The following is a 13,534-nucleotide window of genomic DNA, read 5'->3' as shown; positions in this document are numbered from 1 at the left end:
GAGCGCGGTGCCGGGCCCATCGGGTCCGGTACCGCAAACCATGGAAACTACAACTCAGCATGTTGATGCCGGGGCATTGAAGTTGACAACAACGACGCGTCGCCCTGCCCGTCGCACTCCGCTGCACGGGCGCTACACCCCGTGGCTCTACATTCTTCCAGCTCTGATCCTCATAGTTGGAATAATTTACGTGGGGATCGGATATACGGGTTATGTCAGTACGCTTGACTGGAACGGAATCGACGACAATGCCACAAGCGTAGGATTCGAAAATTACATAGCGATCTATCACGATCCAGTATTCTGGACAGCGCTCAAGCACGTAGTGATCTTTGCCATCGGGTCAATCTTGATTCAGGCATTCCTCGGTCTGATCATGGCAGTCCTCCTGAGCGGACCAGGACTCAAGATGCGACCGATCTACAAGGTCATTATGTTCCTGCCGGTCGTCCTGGCACCGTCAGCTGTTGCCACGGCGTTCCGGGGAATCTTGAGTCCCGACGGTTCCCTCAACTCGTTCATAAATATCTTCGGGTTTAACGTCGATATCGGATGGCTCGCAGACCCATCGATTGCCCTATATGCGATCATCGGTATCAATATCTGGCAGTGGACTGGATTCAGTTTCATTCTTTACCAAGCAGCGTTGTCGCAGGTCGACCAGAACGTTATCGATGCTGCATCGATCGACGGTGCTGGGTTCTTTAAGACTTTGTGGTACGTCGTCGTTCCTCAGTTGAAGGGGACGCACGCGACTCTTGCCCTCACGGGCGTCATCGGTTCGCTCAAGACGTTCGATGTCGTTTTCCTGACCACCGGTGGCGGTCCGGGACGGAGTACTGAGTTCCTGGGAACGTACATTTACGAGCAGGTCATTGATCTTTACCACGCTGGCTATTCAGCGGCGCTTGCGATGGTCTTGCTCGTTCTTGCATTGGCGTTGACTACTGTACAGTTGCGGGCTTACAAGTTTGGGGAGGAATGACAATGCTAGAACGTCTGAATCCAGGAAAGCTTCTGATCGCTCAGATTGTCGCCACACTCATTGCAATCCCCTTTCTCTTTCCATTGGTTGCGATTGTCAGCAAGTCGTTTGAAGGTGCAGGGTTCTACGAGAACTACTCCACAGTTCTAACGACCACGCCGATTCTGCGGTCAGCTATGAACAGCGCAATTATTGCAATTGGCGTCATATCTATCGTCTACGTGATCACGATGCTCGCTGGGTACGCTTTCGCGAAAATGGGCTTCAAAGGCAAGAAGTTAGTCTTCAATGCGATCCTCGTCGGTTTGATTCTACCGAACATTGCGCTCATAGTTCCACTATTCATCGGAGTTCAGGCGCTCGGCATGTTCAACAACTATCTGGCTGTGATCATCCCACTCGCCGCGACTACGACGCCATTCACATTGCTGCTCACGCGCAACTACATGCAGTCAATCCCTACTGAGGTTCTGGAAGCTGCAACGATTGACGGCTGTTCGTCATTCTCGACCTTAATCCGTATCGTTCTCCCTCTCGCGAAGCCGATCAGCGCTGTCGTCGTTGTATGGACCTTCCTCGGCGCATGGAACGAGTTCTTCCTGCCTCTGATCTTCCTGCAGGATCCGAATATGCAGACCGTCACAACCATCCCGATGTACTTCACAAGTACCTACGGATCAGATCAGCCGAAGATCTTTGCTGCGCTCGTCCTCATTAGTTTACCAGTCGTGATCCTCTATCTCGTATTCCAGAAGTTCTTCGAGAAAGGTATGACGGCGGGGGCCATTAAGTAGCTGAGACCTGCGCCGGGTGGACATGGGCATTCGGAGTCACGTTTCTTGGAGAATGGAGTCGCGTCATGCATCGAGATTCAGCGGCCACCCTTGCGAGGGTGAACCGCACGCTCACGTCATACATCTACCCCGCCGTGGAAGCGGCCTCGGTCGCAGCGGAATGCACAGCGTGGGAGGCGCCCGGCGAGCCCGTCTCCTTCGCCACTGCGTTGCGGAATCGGTTCACGCCGCGAAGTCCTGGGGATGCGTGGGGCGCGCCGTGGGGGACGACGTGGCTGAGTATCCGGGCAGATGTTCCAGTCGAATGGCGGGGCCGGAGGACCGAACTGATCGTTGAACTCGGGTTCAACGATGAGATGGAAGGGTTTCAGGTCGAGGGCATCGCATACGCCGAGAGCGGCGAAGCGGTGAAGGCGCTCAACCCCCAGTCTCGGTGGTTGCCGGTCGAGGTAGGTGCGCTCGACGTGGCCTACATTGTGGAGGCCGCGTCAAACCCTGTGCTGCTCCCGAAGGTTCAGGACGAGCTTGTCTTCGCTCCGACTCCATTGGGCGACCCAGCGACCGCGGGCCTCCGACCGCAGTACGTGTTGGGTAACTCACGGCTCGCTCTCGTGGATGAGGGTGCGCGCGCTCTCATTCACGATCTTGAGGTCCTCTCGGAACTTGCCCGGTCGCTGCCTGCAGAGTCGGCGCGCAGGTGGGAAATCCTCGTGGCACTCGAGGCGTCCCTCAACGTACTCGATGTGCATGATGTCGGTGCCACTAGTAGAGCCGCACGGCAGGCTCTCGTAGCCGTTCTGGACCAACCGGCGGTTGGCTCAGCGCACATTCTGAATGCGATCGGTCACGCGCACATCGATTCGGCATGGCTATGGCCGCTGCGAGAGACACGTCGCAAGGTCGCACGGACGGTTGCGAACGTGCTGCAGTTGATGGATGAGGACCCTGATTTACTCTATGCGATGTCCAGCGCGCAGCAATTCGCCTGGCTCGAAGAGGACCACCCTGACCTGTTCAGGCGTCTGTCTGCGCGGTTTGCCGAAGGGCGATTCCTCCCGGTTGGTGGAATGTGGGTTGAGTCGGACGTCAACATGCCGAGTGGAGAGTCCTTGGTTCGGCAGCTGGTGACTGGGACTCGCTACTTCGAGGAGAAGTTCGGTGATGTCGCGAAGGTTGGTTGGCTCCCCGACTCGTTTGGGTATAGCGCTGCCTTGCCTCAAATACTGAAACTAGCGGGCTATCACCGCTTCATCACGCAAAAGATCTCGTGGAACACCACGAACAAGTTCCCCCACCACACATTTTGGTGGGAGGGGATCGACGGAAGTCGGGTTCTCACGCACTTCCCCAGTGCAGACATGTACAACTCCAACGTCACGGTTGCTGACGTAGCACACGCTGCGTCTAATTTCGCCGACAAGGGTTGGGTGAATCGTTCGGTTCTACCTTTCGGATTCGGAGACGGCGGTGGTGGACCGACTCGTGAGATGATGGAGCGTGCGGCGCGTATGCGCGACCTCGAAGGATCTGCACGGGTTGAGGTCAGTTCGCCGGTGAAATTCTTCGACCAGGTCGAGCAAGAATTCGCCGACCCTCAGGTTTGGCTCGGTGAAATGTACCTTGAGTTTCACCGAGGAATATATACGTCGCAAGCTCGAACCAAGTGTGGAAACAGACGAGTCGAGCAACTGTTCCGTGAAGCGGAACTATGGGCGACGCAAGCTCGAGTACGTGCGGATCAAGACTATCCGTTTCATGCGCTTGAACGACTATGGCAAGAGGTTCTTGTCCTTCAATTCCATGACGTTTTGCCCGGGACTTCAATTGCGTGGGTGCACAACGAGGCAGAGCAAACGTATGCTCGTGTTGAGTCTGAACTGGTCTCGATTGTTGAGTCCTCTCTCGTTGCGCTGTCGGGTCCTGGGCCTGGCGCATCCATTGCGAATGCATCGCCATTTGCCCGCAGTGGAGTCAGTGGGCACTCGATCAGTACGCCTGTCGTTCGAGATGGTGCAGTCTCCGCGCACTCTTCTGACGGCTTGGTCATTCTGGATAACGGAGTCGTTCGTGTAGCGATCGCGGAAGACGGTACCGTCGTTGAATTGACCGACTTGCAGCGCAGCCGGCGCGTTATTTCTAATGGTGATCGCGGGAACCTTTTAAGAATCTACCGCGACGTGCCAACAAAATGGGATGCGTGGGACATTGATGCGGGATATAGAGCGACTGGTTTGGATGTTGATTCGGTTGTCTCAGCTCGAATTGAAGAACGTGGATCACGGTGCGCTTTCGTGGTCGATCGGGCGTTCGGTAGCTCGACCGCGTCGCAAGAGATCGTCGTGACTGCGGGGAGTGCGCAGGTCGATTTCACGACCAGGGTGGACTGGCATGAACGAGACAGACTGCTCAAGGTCGAGTTCCCGCTTGCGCTGTCCACTGAGCGATGGGCGGCTGAGACGCAATTCGGGCACACCTACCGAACCACACACACCAACACGTCGTGGGATACGGCAAAGTTTGAGGCGTGCGCGCACCGTTGGGTACACGTGGGGGAGCCGGGGTATGGCGTCGCCGTCATCAACGACCGAACATATGGGCATTCGGTCCGACGGGTTGGCTCGAGGGATTCGGGGGGTATTCGCACCAGTGTTGAACTGTCATTGGTGCGCGGGCCTCGCTACCCGGATCCTAAGGCGGACCAGGGGGCGCACACTTTCCGCTACGCGGTGCACGTCGGAGCTGACATCGAGGACGCTGTTCGCGCAGGATACGAGTTCACGGATTCGGCACGAGAGGTCTCGGGAGGAACGCCGGTACCTGCTCTTGCGGAATTTCGGGGTCGCGGCGTAGTCATCGACACCGTGAAGATGGCAGACGACAGGTCGGGCGATTTCATCGTCCGTGCGTACGAATCTCTAGGCGCGCGACAAGAGGTTCAGTTCTCTGTCAGCGTCGACGCTGATGCTGTCTACGATGTGGATCTTCTCGAGAACCGCATCTGTGCTGACCTTGATCTGACACAGTCGCTGACCTTTTCTCCGTTCCAGATCCGTACGTTCCGCGTGGAGTTGTCAGACGCAGAACGTAACTTCGAGGGGGGCTAGTGGCCAGGAACATCCTTGCGATCGATGTCGGGGGTACCAAACTCGCAGTCGGGATGATGTCTCCCGACGGTGCTATGCACGGAGCCATCATTGAGCCGACGCACAAAGAGCGCGGCGTTGACGCAGTACTTGATCACCTCTCTGATATGGCCCGTCGCGTGGTCGGAGCCACGAGGCATATTGGAGACTTCGACGCAGTCGGGATTTCCTGCGGTGGGCCCTTGGACGCTGCGTCGGGAATCCTGCGGTCACCGCTTCACCTTCCCGACTGGGTGGACGTCTCGATCACTGACCTTTTCGCTGACGAGTTTTCCGTGCCAGCGTTCCTGGAAAATGATGCGACTGCTGCGGCGCTCGGTGAATTTCACTTCGGTGCGGGGCGGGGATCGTCGACTCTTGTCTATCTCACGGTATCGACCGGGATCGGCGGTGGTTCTGTCGTTGACGGGCGCCTCATGCGGGGCTCTGCCGGCAACGGTGGAGAGCACGGACATATCACGGTTCGTCCGGGTGGACGGGCATGTAGTTGTGGCCGATACGGGTGCCTCGAGGCGTACTGTTCTGGAACCTCCATTGGTCTCCGGGGTCGAGAAGCGGCTCAGATTGCCGCAGCGTCAAGGCGCTCAACCGGCCTCACGGCATCGTCGACGGCAGTGGACGTCACGCGCTTGGCTCAGGTCGACGATGAAGTGGCGCGCGAGATCTGGGACGAAACGACAGAGCTTCTGGCGCAGGCGTGCACCGACCTGGCTAATGTCTTCGAACCAGAAGTTCTCGTACTCGGTGGCGGGGTAACGCGCTCGGGCAAGATGCTTCTCGATCCTGTCCGAGATTTCGTGCTTGCACACGCCATGCGGCCAGTAGCCGCAACAATTTCGGTCCGGCTCGCGGAGCTCGGGGACCTCGTCGGGCTCGTAGGTGCTGGCGCGATTGCACAGGACGGACTCGCACGTCTCGCGAGGAATTAGCCACCTTGGAGCATGCTGGCACGCTCCTCGAATGAAAGCAGGCTTCGGATGAAATCGTGGATCTTCCAGCATCTCAAGCAGCACAGAGATGTTGTTGACAATATGGCGGACTTGCTGCCTCAAATTCTCGCGACCAGCGACATGTTGTGCAGCCAATTTGAAAATGGCGGGGTTCTGTACACTTTCGGCAACGGGGGATCCGCCGCAGATGCTCAGCACTTCACGGGTGAGGTAATCGGTCACTATAAGCGCGACCGAAAGCCACTACCGGCAGTGACTCTCTCCACGGACCCGACGACCATGACCTGCATTTCCAACGACTACTCGTACGACGATTGTTTCTCCCGGCAGGTTCTAGCGCTTGCGAGACCGCATGATGTCGTTGCAGCCTTTACGACGTCGGGCCGGTCGGCGAATGTTGTCAGCGCGCTGGCTGCAGCCAAGGCACGCGGTGCGACGACACTTCTCTTTAGCGGCGCAGATGGTGGGCCATCTGCTGAGTTCGCCGACTATCAACTCGCATCGCCATCAACGCTGACGCCACGAATCCAAGAGATGCACACACTCATGCTTCATATGCTCTCGGAGCGGTTGGACGCGTGGGCCGCCGGTGAGGAGCCTGCAGCGTGATGAACAGAGCACCTGAGTCGAATCCGTCGTCCAGGCCGACCCCGGGCGAATTCGAGCGACCGAGTGCTGCACGCGATCGGACGCTTCATATGATTGGCAATGCGCACCTCGACCTTGTCTGGCTGTGGCCGTGGCAAGAGGCCTATCAGGAGGCGCGGGCAACGTTCTGGTCTGCGATCAACCGGATGGACGAGTACCCGGATTTCGTTTTCACGTGCGACCAAATTGTGCTTTTGGCATGGATCGAAGAGTCTGACCCGATCCTCTTTGAGCGGATTCGTGAACGCGTTGCCGAGGGGCGCTGGGTCAACGTCGGTGGTTGGTGGGTCGAACCCGACTGCAATATCCCGACAGGGGAGTCCTTCGCGCGGCAGGGGCTCCTGGGACAGCGGTACCTACAGTCTCGTTTCGGAAAGCCTGCGCCTGTGGGAATGAACGTGGATCCGTTTGGCCATAACGGGATGATTCCGCAGATTCTGCAGCTCCAAGGTATGGACGCCTACACGTTCCTCCGCCCTGGGCCACATGAATCGGACCTGGTAGAAAGTGCATTTTGGTGGGAGTCTCCCGACGGGTCGCGAGTACTCGCGTGGCGGATTCCGTACGAATACATGTCTCCTGCTGGCCCGGTCGCTCGACAGACTGAGAAGGCGCTGGGGCAGATCGGATCGCTTTCTGGCCACAAGATGGTTTTCTACGGTGTCGGAAACCATGGGGGTGGTCCGACGATTGACAATATTGAGTCAATCCGGCGCTACGATGCGATGGGTTCTTTCGGGAAGATGATCTTCTCGTCACCGCCGCAGTTCTTCGCGGATCTCCGTGCTGAGATTGCGGAATCCTCGGAGCCTCCGCTTCCGGTCCGGAAGACGGAACTTCAACACCATGCACCAGGCTGCTACTCCGCGCACTCGGGTGTTAAGGCATGGCTTCGACGAGCTCAGTCAAACGTACTTGTTGCGGAGCGGTGGGGAGCAGTGGCAGCTCAGCGGTTTGGGATCACCTACCCACGGGATGACCTCACTCGCGCGTGGGAACAGGTCAGTTTGAACCAGTTTCACGACATTCTTCCCGGATCTGCGATTGAGTCGGCGTACGATGACGTCCGCGATCAGCTGGGTGAGGCGGTGGCGATTTCGAAGCGGATTATCACTCGCACTCACAATGCTATCGCGCGACAGATTCAGATCGACGTGGACACAGCGACGCAGCCAGTCGTTGTGTTCAACCCGCACTCGTGGCCGTTGACGACGGTGATTGAACTCCACTACGGGGGTGAGCCCAATGGCGTCTTTGTTGTCGACGAGTCGGGGCAACGAGTGCCCTCCCAGCGGGTGCAATCGACGGCAAGCACAGACGACGAGATGCGTGGCGCTTCCGCGTTCCGGGTGGAAGTGCCTCCGCTGGGATATCGGCTCTACCGACTGGTGGGTGCACTGCTCGAGCCCCGTGAGCCGCTGGTAGATGCTGATCCCGCTCCGGCCGTGCACGTTGATCCGCACTCCGGCAGCATCACGATGGACAATGGTCGGCTGCGTGCAACGGTCGGTGCGTCGACTGGGTGGTTGACCGAACTTCTACTTCTCGACGAGGGCGTTGACGTCATTGCCGGTGCAACTGGCGATCACGCTCGAATCTCGCAGGATCCAACGGATACGTGGGGTCATCGCGTTGTCTCGTACGCAGGCCCGGGTGTTGAAATGTCTGTGGATCGCCTTGTCGTTGTCGAGGAAGGACCGCTGCGAGTCCGCGTCCGAGTTGAGCGGTCGTGGGGACGGTCCCTCCTTATCGAAGACTTCATCTTGTCGCGGGGGAGTGACTCTCTTGAGGTGCGCGCGGAGATTGACTGGCGCGAGAAGGCGCACCTGTTGAAGCTTCGATTCCCTACGGCCGTTGACAATCCCGTGGCGACATATGAGGTCCCGTGGGGGCACGTTGAACGTCCTGTCGACGGCGTGGAGTATCCAGGACAGTCGTGGATCGACCTTTCTGGCACGGTGGGCGAGCGCCACGCGGGACTTACGGTGGTCAACAATGCCAAGCACGCGTACGACGCGTCGCCGGCGAGTTCCATGCCTCGCAGTGAGAGCCCGAGCATGGGAATCACAGCCGTTCGGTCCCCCGTGTACTCCTGGCACGACCCGCGTGAACTCGAGGACGCCAATCGCTTCAGTTACCAAGATCAAGGGATCCAGCGATTCGAGTATGCGCTTGTTCCGCACCTCGGAGGCTGGGAGGCGTCCGATCCCATGCGGCGCGCAGCGGAGGTTGGGACCAAGCCCCGCGCGATGTTCGAGTCGTTCCATGACGGCGCGCTTCCGCCCGTCGGATCGTTCGGTGCTGTGGACTCGCGAGTTGACGGCCCAGGCGGAGTGCTCGTGAGCGCGTTGAAGGGTAGCGAGGATCTCGCGGATGACGGAACTGACTCCGCGGTGGTTCGCTGCTACGAATGGACTGGCCAGCCAGGGACAACGACGGTGCGGGTTCAGGTACCGGTTCTCGACGGGTTCCGTACGATCGAAGCGGAGTTTGGACCGAGCCAGATCAGGACCTTCGTCGTCCCGAATGCGCGACAGGCTGATATTCGCGAGGTAGACCTCGTCGAGTGGGATATCGGCACGCGTGCTCGCGGGGTATGGACTGAGGTGCCCACGGCCGCAGCGAAGGACGACTCGACCAACACGTCGACGGACTCGGGCTCGGGTCCGGGTCCAGCCACGCTTCCAGGCATGAGGTAGGGGCACGGAGCGGTGAGCTCCGGGTTCCTACCTCAACTGTCGAAACCTGCTGACGACGAACGCACGATCAGCTCCGGCTGAAAGATCACCTGCGTTGGATCGTTCGAGCCGGGCAAGACGAGTGATGCTGCTCTATGGCCCAGTTCAAACGTGGGTTGGCGAACGGACGTGAGCGGAGTACCGAGTTCTGCCGCGAAATCGACGTCGTCGTACCCAACGACCGCCATGCCGTGGGGCACTGAGACTCCCTCTCGGCGTAGCTTGCGTAGTGCGCCGAGGGCGACAAGGTCGTTGACGCAGAAGGTCGCAGTTGGTCGACGGGACAGTCGCAGAGCCCTACTGATTCCCTCCTCGCCTCCTGCTGCGTTCAGCGTGTCAATGGTGATCTCGGACAGTGCGTGAGCCGGGTCGAGCCCGGCGTCGTGCAGTGCAGCGACGACACCCGCAGATCGATCAGCACACTGCCGGATTGTGTGCGGTCCGTTGAGCAACGCGATGTTCTCGTGGCCCAGGCCGATGAGGTGCCGCGCAGCGAGTGATCCCCCTGCCACGTCATCGACTGACACGGAAGAGATGCGTTGGTCTTGTGAGTGACGGTCAAGAAGGACGACAGAGACTCCACGTTCCTGCAATGGCAGCAGGTAGTCCGTGGATTCGCTCGATGGGACGACCATCACGCCAAGGATTCCTTGCTCTTCGAAATGACGGAGGTAGCGCGCTTCGCGGGTCGAGTCCTCGTGTGAGCTTGCCAGCATGAGCGTGAGGTCTCGCTCGTCGAGGCGTGCCTCGATACCACGCGAAAGGTCGGTGAAGAACGGGTTGCCGATGTCGAGCACGATCGCTCCGACAGCAGAGATCGTTCCTGCACGAAGTTGTCGGGCGGAGCCGTTGCGAACGAACGATAGCGTCTTGATTGCCTCTTCAACCCGTCGCCGAGTCGCCGGCGAAACCTGGTCTGGTCGGTTCAGGACATTGGAGACTGTCCCGACGGAAACGTGTGCTGCTCGCGCGACGTCCGATACCGACGCGCGGCGCGCGTGTCCCTGCTTCACAATCGGCTCCCGAATAATCGTGCCCACGCGTGTGCATGGCTTGTGGACACGCTACCCGCCCGGGGGCCTCCTCAAACGCCGAGGTCTGAAGACGAGGCGGATCAGAGATCTGAGGGGACGCGCGTTGGCGTTGACGAAACATGGATGGACTCATAGTGTAGAGACTGATGAATCGATTCATCTCCGGCTGCCAGATGCTTGCCTGAAGCTAGCGTCCCGTCAGATGCCCGGTGTAGTGCATGAACAGTCGAGACGTGAGGTGCCAAACCGTATGAGCTACAAGGACAAGATCATGGGCTGCTGGATGGGTAAGGCGGTCGGTGGCACGCTCGGTCAGACGTTTGAGGGGCTTGATGGGCCGCTGGACGCCACGTTCTATGAGCCCGTCCCGACCGAGATGGTCCCCAATGACGACCTGGATCTCCAGGTGCTCTACGCGTGCGTGCTGGATAAACAGGAGGCCCCGATCGTCGACCGGCATGTTCTTGCCTCAGCTTGGCGCGATCACGTGGAGTTCCCTTGGAATGAGTACGGAGTCGGAATGCGAAACCTTGCCGAGGGAATTGCGCCTCCGTTTACCGGTAGCTTTGACAACTGGTTCACTTGCGGCGAGGGTGCCGCGATCCGCTCTGAACTATGGGCATGCTTGGCACCCGGGGCGCCAGACCTCGCCGCGGCATACTCCTACGAGGATGCATGCTTTGACCACGACGGTGACGGAATCTGGGCGCCTGTCTTTCTCGCGCGGCTCCAGTCATTGGCCTTCATTGAGTCAGACCCTGACAAGCTGATTGACGGTGCGCTTGCGGGAGTGCCGTCGGACAGCGAGATCTCGCATGTGGTTATCCGTGCCCGCGAGTTGGTTCGAAGCGGCCGTCATTGGCAGTCTTCTCGCGCGGCCATCGTTGCGGAGTTCGGCAACTCTGACTTCACGGATGTCCGCGTGAACACGGGGTTCGTGATCATCGGTTGGCTCACCGGCAACGACTTTGAAGAGCGCATCTGCATCACGAACAACTGCGGAGCAGACACCGATAGTTCCACGGCGACGATCGGCGCCCTTCTGGGGATCTTGGATCCAAACTGTATTCCAGAACGCTGGCTCGCCCCGATTGGGCGCGACCTTGTCCTCAACGAGGAAATCACAGGCATCTCTCCGCCTCCGACGCTGGACGAGTTTACGGACCTCGTGGTCGACCTCGCTGAGCGACTCGGCGGACGCGAGCCGGAGCCGACAGCCACTGAATTTGACCCCGCCGCGCACCGGATCGCCGTTGACATTGCGTGGACGAACACCGCGCACGAGTCATGGGAACTCCGTGATTTGTCGGAGTTGCCGCCCGAGGGCTCGGGGATTCCGAAGTTGCGGCAACCATGGCAGCCCGCTGCCCTTGCCGGCACATGGACGCGCATCTCTCGGGATGACTTCGAGGATCGAATCCTCATGGTCAGACTTCGATACGACGCACGCGGGCGGGAAAACGTCCGCTTGATGTTCAACACGACCGAACACTTCCGTATCTGGAACGACGGTGAATACCTTCACGGTTCGCAGGGCACTCAGCGCATGTTCCCGGCGCCCCACATGGCGCCCGTCGGCCAGTTCATCGATTTCGCGGCAGAACCTGGCGTGCACGAGCTCGTCGTTGCGGTGACGCGACCTCCGGAGAACCGACCGCTCGGCGAGTGGGTCATTGCGCTTGTCGAAGGCGACAGCAAACTCTGGATCGAGAACGCGTTCCGTATCTCAGGGCACGAGCCCGCAGCAGACGCTGCAACGTTCCCATCCCCTTCACCCAACAGGAGGTTGTCGATCAATGAAGATCACACAGCGCGCTAGAACGTCTGTACTCAGCGTTTTCACAATAACAGCGGTCATGTTTGGCACAGCCGCATGTGGCGACGAAGCGAGTTCCGAGCAGGATTCGGTAGACACCTCGGAGACCGCGACACTCCAATGGTGGTCGTGGAATCCCGACACGAACACTGTTGGTGACTACCTCGAGGGTTTCGAGGCCGCGCACCCGGAGATCACGGTGGAGCACCGCTTTATTCAGTACAGCGACTACGTCAATGGTTCGCGTCTTGCGCTGCAGTCCGATGATGGCCCTGACGTTTTCGGGCTGCAGGTCGGGTCGATGTCGGAGCAGTTCGCGCCGCTCGCAACTGACCTTGCGCCACTCGCGGTAGCAGGGATCGGGGAGGACTGGACCGATCAAATGTTGGCGACAGACCAGTTTGTTGTCGATGAAAAACAGGTTGCTATGCCGTGGATGATCACTGGGGCTGGAACCATCTGGACGAACGATGCTGTCCTCGCTGAGGCTGGTGTGGAGGCGCCGACCACACTTGATGAGTGGAAGGTCGTTTGCGAGAAGCTTGCAGCGATCGACAAAGCGTGCCTCGTCCAAGGTGCGAAGGATGGGTGGCAAAATCTTGACGTCTTCCAGGCAATCGCCAACCAGATCGACACAGGTGCATTCTACGACTCGATTGGCGGTACCAAGCCGTTCGACAGCCCCGAGATGATCAAGGCATTCGACGCATGGAAGCACTTGTTCGATGCGGGGATCATCCAAGAGGGGGCGCTTGCATCAGCCGCATATCCGGACGCAGCGGATGCCTTCCGTCAGGGTGATGCGGGAATGATCGCGTTCGGTACCTGGCAGAACTCTGATGCGACAAACTCCGTGACGTCGGCCTACGCCGAGACGTACGGAGACTCGACGATCAGCGACACGATCTTCACGCCGCATCCCTTCCCGGCCGTGGTCCCGGATGCAACGACAGGTTCGCTGGCCGGTGGGCCAGATGTCGGGTGGGCGATCTCGGCGAACAGTGATGAGCCGGACGCCGCGTGGACATTTGTGCAATGGCTGACGGCCTCGGACGACGGCCAAGCATTGATCGGGAAAACACTTCAACAGCCAGCACTTAAGTCGGTGTCGATTGACATGTCGGACGTGAAAACTCCTGAGCAGATCAAAGCGCTCGACGCGCAACTCCCTGCGCTTGAAGACATGGCTGGGCCGCGACAGATCAAAAACGCTGATGTGCAGACAGCCTTGGAGACGGAGCTCGCGAGCGTCGCCTCCGGACAATCCTCATCTGCTGATGCGGTAGCGGTTGTTCAGAAGGTGATCGACGGATCATGAATCTGGCCGTGGGGACTGGGCGGACGCCATGCCTGCCCAGTCCCCACGGGAATCCTTGCACGACCAACTGAGCCTGTGAACTCTGCCCAGTTGAAACGCATTGTGTCG

9 protein-coding genes are annotated in these 13,534 nt (G+C 59.1%); 8 read left to right on the top strand and 1 reads right to left on the bottom strand.

The genetic code is table 11. The features are described from left to right. Positions 1-7: 7 nt before the first annotated feature. From BLU20_RS12845 to BLU20_RS12820, 6 genes are all read left to right on the top strand, one after another. Complete coding sequence (locus BLU20_RS12845; protein ID WP_157270488.1) at positions 8-985, top strand: carbohydrate ABC transporter permease; 978 nt, start codon at positions 8-10, stop codon at positions 983-985. Then, positions 982-1,779, top strand: a complete 798-nt coding sequence (locus BLU20_RS12840; protein WP_083372756.1) for a carbohydrate ABC transporter permease — start codon at positions 982-984, stop codon at positions 1,777-1,779. Before BLU20_RS12845 ends, BLU20_RS12840 begins: the two co-directional genes overlap by 4 nt. Positions 1,780-1,877: 98 nt before the next feature. Continuing rightward, complete coding sequence (locus BLU20_RS12835) at positions 1,878-4,883, top strand: alpha-mannosidase (protein WP_197675396.1); 3,006 nt, start codon at positions 1,878-1,880, stop codon at positions 4,881-4,883. Next, complete coding sequence (locus BLU20_RS12830; RefSeq protein ID WP_269457199.1) at positions 4,883-5,851, top strand: ROK family protein; 969 nt, start codon at positions 4,883-4,885, stop codon at positions 5,849-5,851. The genes BLU20_RS12835 and BLU20_RS12830 overlap by 1 nt, the downstream gene beginning before the upstream one ends. Before the next feature lie 48 nt (positions 5,852-5,899). After that, positions 5,900-6,481 (top strand): D-sedoheptulose-7-phosphate isomerase, encoded by a 582-nt coding sequence (locus BLU20_RS12825; RefSeq protein WP_083372754.1) that lies wholly within the window; start codon positions 5,900-5,902, stop codon positions 6,479-6,481. Continuing rightward, positions 6,481-9,219, top strand: coding sequence for an alpha-mannosidase (locus tag BLU20_RS12820; protein WP_083373068.1), 2,739 nt, complete (start codon positions 6,481-6,483; stop codon positions 9,217-9,219). The genes BLU20_RS12825 and BLU20_RS12820 overlap by 1 nt, the downstream gene beginning before the upstream one ends. Positions 9,220-9,251: 32 nt before the next feature. On the opposite strand, the gene BLU20_RS12815 is transcribed toward BLU20_RS12820, so the two are convergent. Beyond that, positions 9,252-10,298, bottom strand: a complete 1,047-nt coding sequence (locus tag BLU20_RS12815) for a LacI family DNA-binding transcriptional regulator (protein WP_231959224.1) — start codon at positions 10,296-10,298, stop codon at positions 9,252-9,254. A 244-nt stretch (positions 10,299-10,542) separates the two neighbouring features. On the opposite strand from BLU20_RS12815, the gene BLU20_RS12810 reads away from it, so the two are divergent. Together BLU20_RS12810 and BLU20_RS12805 are read left to right on the top strand one after the other, a co-directional pair. After that, complete coding sequence (locus tag BLU20_RS12810) at positions 10,543-12,111, top strand: ADP-ribosylglycohydrolase family protein (RefSeq protein ID WP_172829074.1); 1,569 nt, start codon at positions 10,543-10,545, stop codon at positions 12,109-12,111. Continuing rightward, complete coding sequence (locus BLU20_RS12805; RefSeq protein WP_083372751.1) at positions 12,089-13,426, top strand: ABC transporter substrate-binding protein; 1,338 nt, start codon at positions 12,089-12,091, stop codon at positions 13,424-13,426. Before BLU20_RS12810 ends, BLU20_RS12805 begins: the two co-directional genes overlap by 23 nt. Positions 13,427-13,534 lie beyond the last annotated feature (108 nt).

Origin of the sequence: Paraoerskovia marina, from assembly GCF_900105445.1 — a bacterium.
In the GTDB taxonomy this organism is placed as follows: domain Bacteria; phylum Actinomycetota; class Actinomycetes; order Actinomycetales; family Cellulomonadaceae; genus Paraoerskovia; species Paraoerskovia marina.
This window is presented reverse-complemented; position numbering and strand designations above follow the sequence as displayed.